Genomic DNA, 16,266 nt, shown 5'->3' on the forward strand with positions numbered 1-16,266 from the left:
GGTGCAAAACGGGCCAGAAATCGCGCCCACAACGCCTAGCCGAGGTAGACGAGGGCCTTGTCGTGCAGGTGGCTGTTGGTGGCCAGCGCGTTGCCGCCCCACGGGCCGTCCACGCCGTCGAGCGACGTGAAGCGCCCGCCGGCCTCGGTGACGATCGGGACCAGCGCCGCCATGTCGTACAGCTCGAGCTCGGGCTCGGCGGCGACGTCGGCGGCGCCCTCGGCGACCAGCATGTACGACCAGAAGTCGCCGAACCCTCGCGTCCGCCAGCACTCCCGGGTCAGGTCCAGGAAGCCGTTGAGCTTGTCGCGCTCCTCCCACCCGGCCAGCGACGAGTACGCGAACGAGGCGTCGGAGAGCGACTGCACACCCGACACGTGCATGCGGCTCGCGGCCGCGATGGACTTGCCGGTCCAGGCGCCCGAACCCTTGGCCGCCCACCAGCGCCGGCCCAGCGCGGGTGCCGAGACGAGGCCCATGACGACCTCGTCGCCGTCGGCCAGCGCGATGAGCGTGGCCCAGACCGGCACGCCGCGCACGAAGTTCTTGGTCCCGTCGATCGGGTCGATGATCCAGCGCCGAGCGCCGCTGCCGGCCTCGCCGAACTCCTCGCCGACGATCGCGTCGCGGGTCCGTGCACGCGCGAGCTGGGCGCGGATGAACTCCTCGGCGCCCCGGTCGGCGTCCGAGACGGGGGAGTCGTCAGGCTTGGTCTCCACGTGCAGGTCCACCGCCTTGAACCGCGACATCGTCATCGAGTCGACCTGGTCGGCGATCACGTGGGCCAGGCGCAGGTCGTCCTCGTACGTGCGTCCGTGCCCGTGCTGGCTGGAAGTCTGCTGGAAGGTGGCCACGACTCACACGGTAGCGGTCCGGGCGGCCAGCAGGCGCCGGAACGACGCCAGACGGGCAGCGCGTGTCGCCCGGGTGCCGTCGTCGGGGGCGTCGGCCGCCCACTCGTCGAGCGCGCAGTCGGGGGCGTCGGCCAGGTGCGTGCAACCGCGGGGACACTGCGCGGCGACCTTGTCCAGGTCCTCGAACGCGGCGAGCAGGTGGTCCACCTCGACGTGCGCCAGCCCGAAGGAGCGCACGCCGGGGGTGTCGATGACCCAGCCGTCGTGGACGCGCCCGGTGGTCCCGGCGGGCACGGGCAGGCGGAGGGCGACGGCGGAGGTGGAGGTGTGGCGACCGCGGCCCGTCACGTCGTTGACCACGCCGGTGGCCCGGTCGGCATCGGGGACGAGGGCGTTGATGAGCGTCGACTTGCCGACGCCGGAGTGACCGACAAGCACCGACGTGCGGCCCAGGAGGTGCTCGCGGACCGTCTCGACGGCGTCGGGCGAGTCGCGCCGGGTCACGACCACCTCGACACCGAGGGGGGTGTACAGGTCGCGGAGCCGGTCGGGGGAGGCGAGGTCCGCCTTGGTCAGGCACAGCAGGACGTCCATGCCGGCGTCGTACGCGGCGACGACGCAGCGGTCGATCATCCCCGTGCGCGGCTCGGGCTGGGCGAGCGCGGTCACGACCACGAGCTGGTCGGCGTTGGCGACGACGATCCGCTCGTAGGGGTCGGTGTCGTCCGCCGTCCGGCGCAGCACGGAGGTGCGGTCGGTGAGGCGGACGATGCGGGCGAGCGTGCCCTCGTCCCCGGTGGTGTCGCCGACGACGTCGACCCGGTCGCCGACGACGGTACGCGTGCGGCTGAGCTCGCGCGCCTTCATGGCGAGGATCTCGCGCTCGTCCGGACCGCCGTCGTCGATCACGAGGGTGTAGCGCCCCCGGTCGACGCCGACGACCATGCCGGTCACGGCGTCGGCGTGCTCGGGGCGCTGCTTGGTGCGGGGGCGGGAGCCGTGCTTGGAGGGGCGCGTGTACCGCGCGTGCTCGTCGCGGACCCGACGGACCATCAGCCCTGGTCCTCCGGCGTGCGGCCGAGCATGCGCAGCCACATCGTGTCGAAGCCGGGGAGCGTCTTGGCGGTGGTGGCGACGTCCTCGACCTGCAGGCCCGGCACGCGCAGGCCGAGCAGCGCGGCCGACGTCGCCATGCGGTGGTCGGCGTAGGTGCGGAACACGGCGCCGTGCAGCGGGCGCGGGGTGATGACCAGCCCGTCGCGCGTCTCCTCGCAGCGTCCGCCGAGGCGGGTGATCTCGGTGGCGAGCGCGGCCAGGCGGTCGGTCTCGTGGCCGCGCAGGTGCGCGATGCCGCGCAGCCGGCTGGGGGAGTCGGCCAGCGCGGCGAGGACGGCGAAGGTCGGGGCGAGCTCGCCGCCCGCGTGCAGGTCGACGTCGACGCCGCGGACCTGCCCGGTGCCGGTGACCGTGAGGACGTCGCCCTCCACGGTGGTGGTGGCCCCCATCTGCTCGAGCAGGCCGGGGACCATCGCCCCGGGCTGGGTGGTCTGCGCGGGCCAGCCGGGGACGCGCACGGTGCCGCCCGCCACGAGGGCGGCGGCGAGGAAGGGGGCGGCGTTGGACAGGTCGGGCTCGACGCGGACGTCGCGCGCCGCGATCGGCCCGGGGGTCACCTGCCAGATGCCGTCGCGGGAGTCGTCCACCGCGACGCCCACGTCGCGCAGGGTGGCGACGGTCATCGCGATGTGCGGCAGGCTCGGCAGCGTGGCGCCGATGTGGCGCAGGACCAGGGGCCGCTCGAACCGTGCGGCGGCCAGGAGCAGCGCGGAGACGAACTGCGAGGACTCCGAGGCGTCGACGTCGACCGCCCCGCCCGCGACCCGGCCGCGCCCCCGCACGGTGAACGGCAGGTGGGTCGGGAAGTCGGGTCCGTCCCCGACGACCCGGACGCCGAGACTGCGCAGCCCGGCGAGGACCGGCAGCATGGGCCGCACCCGCGCCGCGGGGTCGCCGTCGAACCGGACGTCGCCGTCGGCCAGGGCGGCCACGGGGGGCAGGAACCGCATGACGGTGCCGGCGAGCCCGCAGTCGAGGTCGACGTCACCGGTCACGGGGCCCGGGGTCACGTGCAGCGTGCTCGGCTCGCCGCCCTCGGTGATGGTGGCGCCCAGGGACCGCAGCGCGCCGATCATGAGGTCCGCGTCCCGCGACCGGAGGGCCCCGCGCAGCGTGCCCTCGCCGTCGGCCAGGGCGGCCAGGACGAGCAGCCGGTTCGTGAGGGACTTGCTGCCCGGCACCTCGACCGTCGCGTCCAGGGGGCCGTCGGCCACGGGGGCGTCCCAGAGCGGGGTCGTCGTCCTGTCGGGCGCTGTCGTCATGGGTCCGAGCCTAGTTGACCCGGTCCGACGACGGACGCCGCGTCCGGAGGTCAGGACACCTTGGCCTTGGCCTTCGCGACGGACGCCTTGGCCTGCCGGGCGGCGAGCCTGGCGTCCTTGGTCGCGGACCCGGCGGCGTGCTTCGCGTCCTTGGTCGCGTGCTTGACGGACCGCGACGCCGACGACGCGGCGTGCTTGGCGTCCTTGGTCGCGGCCTCCACGGTGTGCTTCGCCGTCCGGGAGGCCACCGCGCGCTGCTGCCCGATCCGGTAGCTCATACCCGGCCGCCCCTCGAGGTCGATGCCGGCGATGACGGCCGCCCCGACGGCGCCGAGGTTGCGCACGAACTTGCCGGTCTTCTCCTTGCGCAGCTCACCCTGGGACGAGAAGGGCTGGTTGACGACCGCCAGCGGGGCGCTGAGCGCGGCGAGCGTGAGGGCCGCGGTCCGGGGAGCGCGGCCGACGGCGAGCAGCAGCCCGGCGGCGACGGTGACGGCTCCGTGGGCGCGCACCAGCAGCGACACCTGGGTGTCGTCGAGGCGGTCGACCCCGAGGGTCTGGGTCACTCTGTCCGCGCCGTCGCGCGCGGCCGCCGTGTGCTCGGCGGGGTGCAGCGCGGCAGAGAGCCCGTCGTAGACGAACGGGGCGGCCAGCAGGGGGCGGGCGAGGCGTCGCAGCAGCATGGCCCCACTGTGGCAGAGGCCGCGCGTGCATGCTCGCCGACGGCGGTGGCGTGTCGGGGAGCGGGGCGCTCAGCCGGGCGCGGGGCCTTCCCACCAGTCGGGGTGGGAGCGGGGCGGGCGCCGGCTCCCGAGCCCGTCGTGGCGGACGGTGCGGCCGAGGGCGGCGACCCAGGCGCCGAGCAGGAGGGCGGCGAGCAGCAGGAGGAAGAGAGTCATGGCAGTAAGTCTTTGTCCGTCGAGTTCCTGTCACCAGTGGCAGAGATGTCAACGAGCATCGACTTCCAGCCAACCTCGTGGCAGCATGGCGGCATGATCCGCAAGGTCGCCGCCGTCGTGGTTCCCGGTGTCGCCCCGTTCGAGCTCGGCATCGCCTACGAGGTGTTCGGGATCGACCGCCGCGCCACGGGCGGGCCCACGTTCGACTTCACGCTCTGCACGCCGGAGCCCGGCATGGTCCCCACCAAGGGCGGCTTCCCCCTCGGGGTCGCGGCCGGGCTGGAGGCCACCGCCGACGCCGACGTCGTCGTCGTGGTGGCCTACGACGTCATCTCGGGGGCGGGTCGGGTCGACGTCCCGCCCGCCTACCTCCAGGCCGTCCGCGACGCCCACGCCCGTGGCGCCTGGATCCTCTCGCTGTGCTCCGGCGCCTTCGTGCTCGCCGCGGCGGGGCTCCTGGACGGCCGTCGCTGCACGACCCACTGGATGTTCTCGGACCGGCTCGCCGAGGCCGCACCCCGGGCCGACGTCGACCCCGACGTCCTGTTCGTCGACGACGACCGCATCATCACCAGCGCCGGGACCGCCGCCGGGATCGATGCCGCGCTGCACCTCGTGCGCGTCGAGCTCGGCGGGGAGGCGGCGCGGTCCATCGCGCGCCGGATGGTCGTCCCGCCGCAGCGGGACGGCGGTCAGGCGCAGTACGTCGTGGACCCGCTGCCCTGCGAGGCCGACTCCCTGTCCGACCTCCTGGCCTGGATGCGCGAGAACCTCGCCGAGCCGCACACCGTCGCCACCCTGGCCCGCCGCGCCATGCTCTCCGAGCGCACCTTCGCGCGGCGGTTCCGCGACGAGACCGGCACCACGCCCGGTGCCTGGCTCACCCGCCAGCGCGTGGCCCGCGCCCAGGAGCTGCTCGAGTCCACCGACGCGCCGGTCGACGAGGTCGCCCGCCTCGTGGGCTTCGGCAACGCCGCCGTGATGCGGCACCACTTCGCCCGCCGGCTGGGCACCAGCCCCGTCGCCTACCGGCGTCGCTTCGCGGCGGTGGCCTCGTGACCCGCCCGACCGCGGCGCAGCATCCGGCGGGCGGGGCCGCCCGCCGTCGGGCGCCGGAAAGTCGGGCGCAGGGAATGGGAGCGGTCCCCCGGTCGTTGCACCGACCGTGGCTACGCTTGCACCCGAACGACCAGCCGCCGTCGCGCTCGCTGAACTAGGCTCGACGGTGATGACCGACGAGACCGAGCGCACATCAGGTGCGCACCCGACCGCGGACGAGATCGGCGAGGACACCGAGCGCGCCCCGGAGGAGACGACGGCGGACCGCGCCGCGCGCTTCGAGCGGGACGCGCTGCAGTACCTCGACCAGCTCTACTCGGCCGCCCTGCGCATGACGCGCAACCCTGCCGACGCCGAGGACCTCGTCCAGGAGACGTTCGCGAAGGCCTTCGCGGCGTTCCACCAGTACAAGCCCGGGACGAACCTCAAGGCCTGGCTGTACCGCATCCTCACGAACACCTTCATCAACAACTACCGCAAGAAGCAGCGCCAGCCCCAGCAGTCGCAGACCGAGGACATCGAGGACTGGCAGATCGCGCGCGCCGCGACCCACACGTCCCAGGGGCTCCGCTCCGCGGAGGCCGAGGCGCTCGACCGCTTGCCCGACTCCGACGTCAAGCGGGCGCTCGCCGAGCTCCCCGAGGACCGTCGCATGGTCGTGTACTACGCGGACGTCGAGGGCTTCCCGTACAAGGAGATCGCCGAGATCATGGGAACACCGATCGGGACCGTGATGTCCCGGCTGCACCGTGGGCGACGCCAGCTCCGCGAGCTGCTCGCGGACTACGCCGCCGACCGAGGGTTGACCGCGGCACGCGGAGGGACGTCATGAACGCCGACATCACGCCGGTCCCGCACGAGCTCGCCGAGGGCGAGAGCGACTGCGAGCACATCCTCACGCACCTGTACGAGTACCTCGACTCCGAGATGACCGAGGCCGACGAGCACCGCATGCGAGCCCACGTCGCGCACTGCTCACCCTGCCTGGCCGAGCTCAGCGTCGAGGAGCTCGTCAAGAAGCTCGTCAAGCGGTCGTGCGCCGAGCAGGCCCCCGAGGAGCTGCGGTTGCGCATCCGCGCGCAGATCCTCGCCACCGGCTGAGGACGCCGGGCCGGGCCGCCCGGCGGTCACCAGCGCGGACATGAAAGATGCAGGCCTCCTGTCGGGGAGACCTGCATTTTTCACACCCACCGCGTGGGTGTCGGGGTGTGCCTGCCGACGCCTCAGGCGTTGGGGCGCTTGCCGTGGTTCGCGGCCTTGCCCTTGCGGGCGCGACGCTTGCTTCCGCGCTTGCTCATGGCTGTCTCCTCAGGAGAAGGTTTGACATGGGGTCGCTCTATGATCCCACACGGGCGGCCGGCATCGCGGCACCCGGAAGTCCCGGCACCACGGAGGCAGCATGACCAGCGAGTCCTGGGCGGTCGCCGCCCCGCAGACCCTCGACCTGGGCGGGGTCTCCGCGGCGTCGCTGCGGCTGCAGGACGGCCGCGCCGACGTCGTCGTGGACCCTGCGGCCACGCGGACCACGCTCGAGATCGTGGAGGTCGGCAAGAAGCCGTTGCAGGTCGTGCACGAGGGCGGCCGGCTCCGGGTGGCCTACGAACGGTCGCGGGTCGAGGCGTTCGTGGCCCGGGTCAAGTCGCTGGGCGACTCGGACCGCGCCGTCGTCCGGCTCACCGTGCCGCCGGGCGTCAGCGTCGACGTCGGCACCACGGAGGCCGACGTCGACGTCGCCGGGACGACGGGGACCGTCGTCAAGACGGTCACGGGCGCGATCCGGACCAGCGGCACCCACGGCTCGCTCTACCTCCGGTCGGTCTCCGGCGACGTCGCCGCGTCGGGCCACGCCGGTGACGTCTCGGCGCACGTGGTCTCCGGCGCGCTCGCCGTCGACGGCGCCCTGGGTCGGGTCTCGGCGGGCACCGTCTCCGGGGCGGTGGCGGTCACCGCGACCGGTACCGCGCCGATGGTGACCGCCAAGACGGTCTCCGGAGACGTGGCGCTGCGGCTCGACCCGGGCACCCCGGTCAGCCTCAAGGTCCGCGGTGCGGCGGGGCAGGTGGTGCTCGACGGCGAGGTCCAGGCCTCGGCCGCCCGGACCCTCTCCGTCGACCGTTCGGCGGCGGGCGAGGGCAGCGTGGCCTACCTGACGGCGAACGTGACGTCCGCGCGCGTCATCGTCTCCCGAGCCTGAGCGTCAGGACGCCTCGGCGTCGTTCGGCAGGCCCAGCCAGGCGTGCCACCCCGTGTGCAGCACGAGCCAGGCCATGAGCCCGTAGCCGGCCTGACCGGGGTACGTCGCCCCCGTGGTCGCGAGGTCGGCCAACCACTGCTCGTGCTGGGCGAGCGGGGTGTAGGTGTCCACGTACGGCACCCGACGGCGGTTGGCGACGTCCGCGAACGCCGCCGACAGCTCGGCGATGCGGTCGCCGTCCTCGGCGCGGCCGGGCGGGGGTCCGACGACGAACGTCGCCAGCCGGCGGTTGTCGGCCACGTCGAGGATGTTCGCCAGGTTCAGCCGGGACCGCGCCACGGAGAGGCCCGCGTCGATGTCGTGCCTGCCCAGCGCGACGACGAGGCGGTTGTCGCACGTCGCCTCGGGGCCGAAGCGGGACTCCGTCTCGGTCTCCCAGCGCGCACCGAGGGCGGACGTCGTCTCGCCGGGCACGGCGAGGACGAACGACATCGCCGGCCGGTCGAACCTGGTCCGCGCGAGCACCCGGCCCGTCCAGCCCAGGGCGCGTGCGTCCCCGACGCCCACACCGAGCTCGTCGCCCACCACGCAGATGCGCACCTCGCGCTCCGTCACGAACCTTCACCACCCTGCCGTCTTGCCGTTAGCGCCGCCATTGTTCCGTGCTCGGACGCGGCACCGCATGATCCCACGCCGCCCCCCCGGGACGAGGGAGGGCGGCGCGTCCGCGCTGATACCTCCTGCGTGCCGTGCTCAGCGCAGCGTCGCACCCCAGCGCACGGTGTGCGAGTCGCCGGGCGCCAGGAGCACCAGCCGGTCCCCGGTGTTGAAGGCGTCGGCGTAGCAGCTCATCGGCTCGGCGGCGAGGCCGAACCGGTGGTGGCCGGCGATGTGGTCCGCGGAGCACACCTGCCAGCAGTCCATCGAGTCGTCCATCCAGATCGCCGGTGTCCGGCCGTCGGGGCACCCGAGCAGGCACCACGAGAGGCCGTCGGCGTCGCGGGTCGCGCCGACCCACGCGTCGTCCAGGTCGAGCCCGGCCAGCGAGCGCGTCTCGCGCAGGTCGTGGTCACCGGTGACGGGCTCGACCCCGGTGGGCAGGAGGCGTTCGTCGACGGTCACGTGCTCGGCCGCGTCGAGGCGCACCGTGCAGGCGTCCAGGTCGGCGCCGCCGGAGGAGAGCCACGGATGGAAGCCCACGCCGTAGGGCGCGGTGCCGGTGCCGGCGTTGCGGGTCGTGACGCGCACCTCCAGGCCGCGCTCGGCGTCGAGCGAGTACCGGACCTGGCTGGTGAGCTGGAACGGCCAGCCCTTCTGCGCCGGCAGGGCGAGCTCGAGCGTCACGGAGTCGTCGGCGACCTCGACGGGCGACCAGCGGTACCAGCAGGCCAGGCCGTGCAGGGCCGTCCCGCGGTCCGGCTCGCTCACCGCGAGCTGGTACGTGGCGCCGTCGGCCCGGTAGCGGCCGTCGCGCAGCCGGTTCGGCCAGGGGACCAGCACGGCGGCGTTGAAGACGGGCGCCGCCTCGGTCTCGTCGAAGGGGACGAAGACGTCGCGCCCGTCCACGCTGTACTCCCGGACCATGGCCCCGACCTCGGTGATCGTGGCGGCGTGCGTCCCGGCGGTGATGCGGTACTGGGTGCCCGACGGCGCCTCGGGCGCGGCGGGGTTCGAGGTCGTGTTCACGGTCACACCGTAGTCGTCGCGCCGAGAGGCGCCGTGCCGCGTACCGTGTGGTGGTCACCTCAGAGGGAGAAATCACATGGATCAGCGGGTACTCGGCCGGACCGGGCGGATGGTGTCGGTGGTCGGCCTGGGAACCTGGCAGCTCGGCGCGGACTGGGGCGAGGTCGGCGACGACGAGTCGCGGGCCGTGCTCGAGGCGTCGCTCGAGGCCGGGGTCAGCTTCTACGACACCGCCGACGTGTACGGCGACGGCCGGAGCGAGCAGGCGCTGGGACAGTTCCTCGCGGCCCACCCCGGCGAGGGGATCACCGTGGCGACGAAGATGGGCCGCCGCGCGGACCAGGTGCCGGAGAACTACGTGCTGCCGAACTTCCGCGAGTGGACCGACCGGTCCCGGCGGAACCTCGGCGTGGACCGGCTGGACCTGGTGCAGCTGCACTGCCCGCCGACGGCCGTGTACTCCGACGACGAGGTGTACGACGCCCTCGACACGCTGGTCGCGGAACAGGCGATCGCGGCCTACGGCGTCTCCGTGGAGACGGTCGACGAGGCGCTCACCGCCATCGCGCGCCCGGGCGTCGCCACGGTGCAGATCATCCTCAACGCGTTCCGGCACAAGCCGCTCGAGGAGGTCCTGCCGGCGGCCTCCGAGGCGGGCGTGGGGATCATCGCCCGCGTGCCGCTCGCCTCCGGGCTCCTCTCGGGCCGCTACACCAAGGACACGACGTTCGCGGAGAACGACCACCGGACGTTCAACCGGTCGGGTGAGGCGTTCGACGTGGGGGAGACCTTCTCCGGCGTGCCGTTCGAGACCGGGGTCGAGGCCGCGCAGCGGTTCTCCGCCCTGGTCGAGTCGGCGCTGCAGCAGGACCTGACGCCGGCCCAGGCCGCTCTCGCGTGGGTGTGGCAGCGGGCGGGCGTCTCGACGGTCATCCCGGGGGCACGGAACCCGGAACAGGCTCGCCTCAACGCGGCCGCAGGGGACGCCGGCGTGCTCGGCCCCTTCTTCGTCTCCGGCGTGCGCGAGCTCTACGACGAGCTGGTCCGCGAGCACGTCCACGACAGGTGGTAGGTCGCCTCTGACGACAAGGCCCCGGTCACGCCGAGCGTGACCGGGGCCTTCGTCGTGGAGGGCCTCAGCGGGTGAAGACCTCGTCGAGGAGCACCGCCTGCTCCTCCTTGTGGCGCTTGGCCGTGCCGGCGGCGGTGGAGGCCGACGCCGGACGCGAGATCACACCGACGCGCGGCATGTCCTCCGGGAGCGCGAGGTGGAGGTACCACCACGCACCCTGGTTGCGGGGCTCGTCCTGGACCCAGACGACCTCGGCGCCCGGGTACTTCGCGAGCTCCTCGCGCAGCTGCTCCTCCGGGAACGGGTAGAGCTGCTCGAGCCGGACGATGGCGGTGGCCTCGTCCCCCCGCTGCTCCCGCTCGGCGATGAGGTCGTAGTAGACGCGCCCGGTGCAGAGCACGACGCGCTCGACGGCTGACGGCGAGATCTTGCCCGCCGCGACGGCGGAGTCCCCGAGCACCGCCTCGAACGTGCCGGTGGTGAAGTCCTCGACGTCCGAGGCCGCCGCCTTGAGGCGCAGCAGCTGCTTCGGGGTCAGCACCACCAGGGGCCGGCGAGGGCGGTCGTACGCCTGCTTGCGCAGCAGGTGGAAGTACGACGCCGGCGTCGACGGCTGGGCGATCGTCATGTTGTTCTCCGCGGCGAGCTGCAGGAACCGCTCGATCCGGGCCGAGGAGTGGTCCGGGCCCTGGCCCTCGTAGCCGTGCGGCAGCAGCATGACCACCGACGAGTTCTGCGCCCACTTCTGCTCGGCGGACGAGATGAACTCGTCGATCACCGTCTGTGCGCCGTTGACGAAGTCGCCGAACTGCGCCTCCCAGAGCACCAGGGCGTCCGGGCGCTCGACGGAGTAGCCGTACTCGAAGCCGAGCGCGGCGTACTCGCTGAGCGAGGAGTCGTAGACCCAGAACTTGGCCTGGTCGCCCGACAGGTACAGCAGCGGCGTCCACTCGGCGCCGGTGTTGCGGTCGTGCAGGACGGCGTGCCGCTGGACGAAGGTGCCGCGGCGCGAGTCCTGCCCGGCCAGCCGGACCGGTGTGCCCTCGATGAGCAGCGACCCGAAGGCGAGGAGCTCGCCGAAGCCCCAGTCGATCCCGCCCTCCTTGGACATGAGCTGGCGCTTCTCCAGCATCTTGGCCAGCTTGGGGTGGATCGTGAACCCCTCGGGCGCCGAGACGTGGACGTCGCCGACGCGCTCGAGCACGGAGTGGGGGACCGACGTCTTCCAGCCCACCATCGTCCCGGCGTCCTCGCGCTGGGACTCCGGCCGCTCCAGGCCCGCGACCTCCTCGGCACCGTCCGGTGCCGTGTACCCGCTGCCCTTGGTCTCGGTGAAGACCCGCTCGAGCTGCGCCTGGTAGTCCTTCAGCGCCTGCTCGGCCTCCTCGACCGTGATGTCGCCCCGGGCGACGAGGTTCTTCGTGTAGAGCTTGCGGACGGACTGCTTCGCCTCGATGAGGTTGTACATCAGCGGCTGCGTCATCGACGGGTCGTCGCCCTCGTTGTGCCCGCGGCGGCGGTAGCACACGAGGTCGATGATCACGTCGCGGTCGAACTGCTCGCGGTAGGCGAAGGCGAGCTCGGCCACGCGGACGCAGGCCTCCGGGTCGTCGCCGTTCACGTGCAGCACGGGCACCTGGTAGCCCTTGGCGACGTCCGTGGAGTAGGTCGTCGAGCGCGACGACGTCGGGCCGGTGGTGAAGCCGACCTGGTTGTTGATGACCACGTGGATCGTGCCGCCGGTGCGGTAGCCGCGCAGCTGGGCGAGGTTGAGCACCTCGGGCACCACGCCCTGGCCGGCGAACGCCGCGTCGCCGTGCACGAGGATCGGCAGGACGGAGAAGCCGTCCCCGCCCAGGTCGATGCGGTCCTGCTTGGCCCGCACGATGCCCTCGAGCACCGGGTCGACGGCCTCCAGGTGCGACGGGTTCGCGGCCAGGTAGACCTTGGTGGTCGCGCCCGACTCCGCGGTGAAGGTGCCCTCGGTGCCGAGGTGGTACTTCACGTCACCGGAGCCCTGGACGGACTTCGGGTCGATCTGCCCCTCGAACTCCTTGAAGATCTGGCCGTAGCTCTTGCCGGCGATGTTCGCGAGCACGTTGAGCCGGCCGCGGTGGGCCATGCCGATGCCGACCTCGTCGAGGCCGTTCTCGGCGGCCTTCGACAGGATCGCGTCGAGCAGCGGGATGACCGACTCGCCACCCTCCAGCGAGAAGCGCTTCTGGCCGACGTACTTGGTCGCCAGGAACGTCTCGAACGCCTCGGCGGAGTTGAGGCGGCGCAGGATGCGGAGCTGGTCCTCGCGCGGCGTGCGGGCGTACCCGTGCTCGAGCCGGTCCTGCAGCCACTTGCGCTGCGCCGGGTCGGCGATGTGCATGTACTCGATGCCGATGGAGCGGCAGTAGGAGTCGCGCAGCAGGCCGAGGGTGTCGCGGAGCGTGGCCTTGGCGGCACCGCCGAACCCGCCGGTCGGGAAGACGCGGTCGAGGTCCCACAACGTCAGCCCGTGGTTCTGGATGTCGAGGTCCGGGTGCTTGCGCTGGCGGTAGGCGAGCGGGTCCGTGTCCGCCATGAGGTGCCCGCGCGAGCGGTACGAGTGGATGAGCTCGGCGATCTTGGCCGGCTTGCCTGCCTCGACCTCGGCGTCGACGGTGTTGTCGCGTACCCAGCGCACGGGCTCGTACGGCACGCGCAGTGCCGCGAACACGCGGTCGTAGAAGCCGTCCAGGCCCAGGAGCTTGCCGCTGAGGATCTTGAGGAACTCGCCGGACTGCGCACCCTGGATGATGCGGTGGTCGTAGGTCGACGTGATCGTCATGACCTTCGAGACCCCGAGGCGGGCGAGCCGCTCCTCGGAGGCGCCGGCGAACTCCGCGGGGTAGTCCATGGCGCCGACGCCGACGATGGTTCCCTGGCCCTGCATCAGACGGGGCACGGAGTGCACCGTGCCGATGCCGCCCGGGTTCGTCAGCGAGATGGTCGTCCCGGCGAAGTCGTCCATGCCGAGCTTGCCGCCACGCGCCTTGCGCACCAGGTCCTCGTACGCGGCCCAGAAGCCGGCGAAGTCCATCTCCTCGGCCTTCTTGATGCTGGGCACCAGGAGCTGGCGGGAGCCGTCGGGCTTGGCCAGGTCGATCGCCAGGCCGAAGCCGACGTGCGCGGGCTGCACGACGTGCGGCTTGCCGTCGGTCTCCTCGTAGTGGGCGTTCATGACCGGCATGTCGGCCAGCGCCTCGACCAGCGCGAAGCCGATGAGGTGCGTGAACGAGATCTTGCCGCCGCGGCCGCGCTTGAGGTGGTTGTTGATGACGATGCGGTTGTCCACCATCAGCTTGGCGGGCACCGCACGCACCGACGTCGCCGTCGGCACGGAGATCGACGCCTCCATGTTGGTGACGACCCGCGCCGCGGGGCCGCGGAGCTTCTGGACGTCGTCCGTGGCGTCGCCGTCCTCGTCCTTGGGCGTGGACCGCGCGATCTCGGCGTACGGCGCGGTCGCCGGGAGCGCCTCGGCGACCGGCGCGTCGGCGGCGGAGACCGCCGGGTCGGCGGGCACGGGGGCGGGCTCGGGCGGCTGCGACGCCTCGGCGGCCGCCGTGCCCGACGCGGGCGAGGACGCCGTCGCGGCGTCCTTGGCCGGCGGGGCGGCGCGCCGCGGGGCGGGCTCCTCGGCCGCGGGCCTCCCGGCAGGACGCTCGGCCGGAGCAGGCTGCTCGCCCGCACCGGCGGCACCGTCGGACGAGTCGTCCGGCGTGTAGTCCGCGAAGAAGTCCCACCACGCGGGATCGACCGCGTTCTTGTCCTTCAGGTACTGCTCGTAGAGCTCGTCCACGAGCCACTCGTTGGCCCCGAACGACGCACTACCGGCGTTGATCGACTCTGACCCAGCCTTTGGGGACACCACGCCCGGATCGCCCACTTTCCCGTATTGCTTGGTTTGAACTGCTTGGTTTGCACTGCTCCGTCGAACTGCTCGTCGGACCGCGCACCCGTTCTCGGGCACCTCCAGCCTATGCCCTCGGTCGCTTCCTCGGAGTCCCGGGTTCGGCGGTACGGCGCGGCTCGTGGGCCATCTCTCACCGCCGTGTGGTGCCGGGGTAATAGGGCAGGAAAGCGATGGCAGCAGTTACGTCGCAAGGCGTCATGCGCACCTCACGAAGAAGGATCCGGCAGGTTTCGGTGTGATCGATCTCACCCGCTCACGCACCGGATTCCGTCGTCACTCCCGGGGCGGGCCGGGCGACGGCGGGAAGGGTCACCCGCATGGTCGCCCCCGGCTCGGAGTCCGCGACGGCGACGTGCCCGCCGTGCAGGTCCACGGCCCACCGCACGATCGCCAGGCCGATGCCGGTGCCGCCGCTCGCGCTGGGCTGCGGCCGGGCGTCGGTGGTCCCGCGGGCGAACCGCTCGAAGACCCGGTCGCGATCCTCGGCAGGGATGCCGGGACCCTCGTCGCCGACCTCGATGACGACGGCGTCGCCCTGGGGGTAGGCGTCGAGCCGGACGGTGCCGCAGTAGGGCGAGTGCCGGATGGCGTTCTGCAGCAGGTTGGTGACCACCTGGCGCAGGCGCTCGACGTCCGCCTCGAGCGGCAGGTCCTCGGGCGTGACGTCCACCACGTAGGTGAGGCCCTTCGCGGCGTCGACCATCGACATCGCCTCGGCGCACTCCTCGAGGAAGTCGCCGACCGAGAACTCGGTGAGCATCAGCGCGGAGGCGCCGGCCTCGACCCGGGAGAGGTCCAGCAGGTAGGTCACGAGGCGGCTGAGCCGCTCGGTCTGCTCCAGGGAGAGCTCCAGGGACGACGGCGTCGGCTCGGTGACGCCGTCGACCATGTTCTCGAGCTGGGCCTGCAGGGCGGCGACCGGGGTGCGCAGCTCGTGGGACACGTTCGCGATGAGGTCGCGGCGGATGCGGTCGGACGCCTCGAGGTCCCGCGCCATCGTGTTGAACGCCTCGGCGAGCTGACCGACCTCGTCCTGGCTCGTGGAGCGGACGCGGATGGAGTAGTCGCCGTCGGCCATGGTCTGGGCGGCGGCCGTCATCTGCCGCAGCGGTGACGTCATGCCGCGCGCGAGGACCTGCGTGAGCACCAGGGAGACGATGATCGCCAGGGGGAACGTGCGGCTCGGCCCGAGCTCGTTGCGCAGGCCCACCCAGGTGATGACGACGGCGACGGTCACGCTCGCGACGACGAGGAGCCCGAGCTTGACCTTGAGCGAGTGGACCGGGTCCAGCGGCCGGACGTCCGGGAGCCGGTGGTCCCGCCACCGCGCATGGTCGTCGTCGCGCGCGGGGCCCACGTCAGCCTGCCGGGGGCTCGAACGCGTAGCCCACGCCGTGCACGGTCCGGATCAGGTCCGGCCCGAGCTTGCGGCGCAGCGCCTTGATGTGCGAGTCGACGGTCCGGGTGCCGCTCGCGTCGGCCCAGTCCCAGACCTCGGCGAGGAGCTTCTCGCGGGTCTGGACGGTCTTCGGCGCGCTGGCGAGCATCACGAGCAGCTCGAACTCCGTCGGGGTCAGGTGGACCTCGTCGCCGGCTCGGTGCACCCGGCGCTGGGCACGGTCGATGGTCACGTCCCCGGCGACGAGCGGCGGGTCGGCCGGGGCGGTGGCGGCGGCCTGCGCGGCGCGCTCCACGCGGCGGAGCAGCGCCTTGACCCGTGCCACCAGCTCGCGCATGGAGAAGGGCTTGGTCATGTAGTCGTCGGCGCCCACGCCGAGCCCGATCAGCATGTCGGTCTCGTCGTCGCGCGCCGTGAGCATGAGGATCGGCGTGGGGTGGTCCGCCTGGATGCGACGGCACACCTCCAGGCCGTCCAGGCCCGGCAGCATGACGTCGAGCACCACGGCGTCGGGATGGAGCCGGGCGGCGGCGTCGACGCCGGAGATCCCGTCGCGAGCGACCTCGACCCGCCATCCCTCGGCCGAGAGGCGTTGGGCGATCGCCGTCGCGATCGCCGGCTCGTCCTCGACGACGAGGACGGTGGCGTTCTGCTGGCCCTGTCCCGGGCTGGTCGCAGTCGTGGTCATGAGCCCATCTTGCACGCAGAACCTGGGTGTCCGCTGGGGATGCGCTGGCGTGGCGGCGGGACGGGACGACCACGCCGAGTCCGGGATAGCA

Annotated in this window: 16 protein-coding genes; 5 read left to right on the plus strand and 11 right to left on the minus strand. The window is 72.8% G+C overall.

Features of this window, described 5'->3' with window-relative positions; all coding sequences use genetic code 11:
• Positions 1 to 35: 35 nt before the first annotated feature.
• From hisN to MWU57_RS03705, 5 genes are all read right to left on the minus strand, one after another.
• On the minus strand, positions 36 to 755 hold the full coding sequence (gene hisN / locus MWU57_RS03685) for a histidinol-phosphatase (protein ID WP_246907468.1): 720 nt from the start codon (positions 753 to 755) through the stop codon (positions 36 to 38).
• 102 nt (positions 756 to 857) lie between these two features.
• On the minus strand, positions 858 to 1,907 hold the full coding sequence (gene rsgA / locus MWU57_RS03690) for a ribosome small subunit-dependent GTPase A (protein ID WP_246907324.1): 1,050 nt from the start codon (positions 1,905 to 1,907) through the stop codon (positions 858 to 860).
• Positions 1,907 to 3,232, minus strand: a complete 1,326-nt coding sequence (aroA, locus tag MWU57_RS03695; RefSeq protein WP_246907327.1) for a 3-phosphoshikimate 1-carboxyvinyltransferase — start codon at positions 3,230 to 3,232, stop codon at positions 1,907 to 1,909. The genes rsgA and aroA overlap by 1 nt, the downstream gene beginning before the upstream one ends.
• A 50-nt stretch (positions 3,233 to 3,282) precedes the next feature.
• Complete coding sequence (locus tag MWU57_RS03700; protein WP_246907329.1) at positions 3,283 to 3,915, minus strand: DoxX family membrane protein; 633 nt, start codon at positions 3,913 to 3,915, stop codon at positions 3,283 to 3,285.
• A 69-nt stretch (positions 3,916 to 3,984) separates the two neighbouring features.
• Entirely contained in the window at positions 3,985 to 4,131 is a 147-nt protein-coding gene (locus MWU57_RS03705; protein WP_246907331.1) for a hypothetical protein, read from the minus strand.
• 93 nt (positions 4,132 to 4,224) lie between these two features.
• Between MWU57_RS03705 and MWU57_RS03710 the strand changes: the two genes are divergently transcribed.
• From MWU57_RS03710 to rsrA, 3 genes are all read left to right on the plus strand, one after another.
• Positions 4,225 to 5,190, plus strand: coding sequence for a GlxA family transcriptional regulator (locus MWU57_RS03710; protein WP_106268955.1), 966 nt, complete (start codon positions 4,225 to 4,227; stop codon positions 5,188 to 5,190).
• Between the two features lie 106 nt (positions 5,191 to 5,296).
• Positions 5,297 to 6,022, plus strand: a complete 726-nt coding sequence (locus MWU57_RS03715) for a sigma-70 family RNA polymerase sigma factor (protein WP_374108516.1) — start codon at positions 5,297 to 5,299, stop codon at positions 6,020 to 6,022.
• Positions 6,019 to 6,291 carry a mycothiol system anti-sigma-R factor gene (rsrA, locus tag MWU57_RS03720; RefSeq protein WP_106268953.1) on the plus strand — a complete coding sequence of 91 codons (273 nt, stop codon included), beginning with the start codon at positions 6,019 to 6,021 and terminating at the stop codon, positions 6,289 to 6,291. Before MWU57_RS03715 ends, rsrA begins: the two co-directional genes overlap by 4 nt.
• A 122-nt stretch (positions 6,292 to 6,413) precedes the next feature.
• On the opposite strand, the gene MWU57_RS18540 is transcribed toward rsrA, so the two are convergent.
• Positions 6,414 to 6,488 (minus strand): 50S ribosomal protein bL37, encoded by a 75-nt coding sequence (locus MWU57_RS18540; RefSeq protein WP_374108520.1) that lies wholly within the window; start codon positions 6,486 to 6,488, stop codon positions 6,414 to 6,416.
• Positions 6,489 to 6,589: 101 nt separating this feature from the next.
• Here MWU57_RS18540 and MWU57_RS03725 point away from each other — a divergent pair, with 101 nt between their 5' ends.
• Positions 6,590 to 7,384 (plus strand): DUF4097 family beta strand repeat-containing protein, encoded by a 795-nt coding sequence (locus tag MWU57_RS03725; protein ID WP_106268952.1) that lies wholly within the window; start codon positions 6,590 to 6,592, stop codon positions 7,382 to 7,384.
• Positions 7,385 to 7,387: 3 nt separating this feature from the next.
• Here MWU57_RS03725 and MWU57_RS03730 read toward each other — a convergent pair whose 3' ends face one another.
• Both MWU57_RS03730 and MWU57_RS03735 read right to left on the minus strand, forming a co-directional pair.
• Positions 7,388 to 7,999: a GDSL-type esterase/lipase family protein gene (locus tag MWU57_RS03730; protein ID WP_243401053.1), complete on the minus strand. Its 612-nt coding sequence runs from the start codon at positions 7,997 to 7,999 to the stop codon at positions 7,388 to 7,390.
• Positions 8,000 to 8,137: 138 nt separating this feature from the next.
• The gene (locus MWU57_RS03735; RefSeq protein WP_106269074.1) at positions 8,138 to 9,070 is read right to left on the minus strand and encodes an aldose 1-epimerase family protein; all 933 of its coding nucleotides are present in this window, start codon (positions 9,068 to 9,070) and stop codon (positions 8,138 to 8,140) included.
• A gap of 76 nt (positions 9,071 to 9,146) precedes the next feature.
• On the opposite strand from MWU57_RS03735, the gene MWU57_RS03740 reads away from it, so the two are divergent.
• Positions 9,147 to 10,142: an aldo/keto reductase gene (locus MWU57_RS03740; RefSeq protein WP_106268950.1), complete on the plus strand. Its 996-nt coding sequence runs from the start codon at positions 9,147 to 9,149 to the stop codon at positions 10,140 to 10,142.
• Between the two features lie 64 nt (positions 10,143 to 10,206).
• Here the strand turns inward: MWU57_RS03740 and MWU57_RS03745 are convergent, their stop codons facing one another.
• From MWU57_RS03745 to MWU57_RS03755, 3 genes are all read right to left on the minus strand, one after another.
• Positions 10,207 to 14,046 (minus strand): multifunctional oxoglutarate decarboxylase/oxoglutarate dehydrogenase thiamine pyrophosphate-binding subunit/dihydrolipoyllysine-residue succinyltransferase subunit, encoded by a 3,840-nt coding sequence (locus MWU57_RS03745; RefSeq protein ID WP_246907333.1) that lies wholly within the window; start codon positions 14,044 to 14,046, stop codon positions 10,207 to 10,209.
• Positions 14,047 to 14,341: 295 nt separating this feature from the next.
• Positions 14,342 to 15,445, minus strand: a complete 1,104-nt coding sequence (locus MWU57_RS03750; RefSeq protein ID WP_246907335.1) for a cell wall metabolism sensor histidine kinase WalK — start codon at positions 15,443 to 15,445, stop codon at positions 14,342 to 14,344.
• A gap of 1 nt (position 15,446) precedes the next feature.
• A complete protein-coding gene (locus tag MWU57_RS03755; protein ID WP_106268945.1) occupies positions 15,447 to 16,175 on the minus strand; it encodes a response regulator transcription factor in 729 nt (242 codons plus the stop codon).
• Positions 16,176 to 16,266: the final 91 nt, after the last annotated feature.

The organism is Isoptericola sp. S6320L (assembly GCF_023015685.1).
Classification (GTDB): Bacteria; Actinomycetota; Actinomycetes; order Actinomycetales; family Cellulomonadaceae; genus Isoptericola; species Isoptericola halotolerans_A.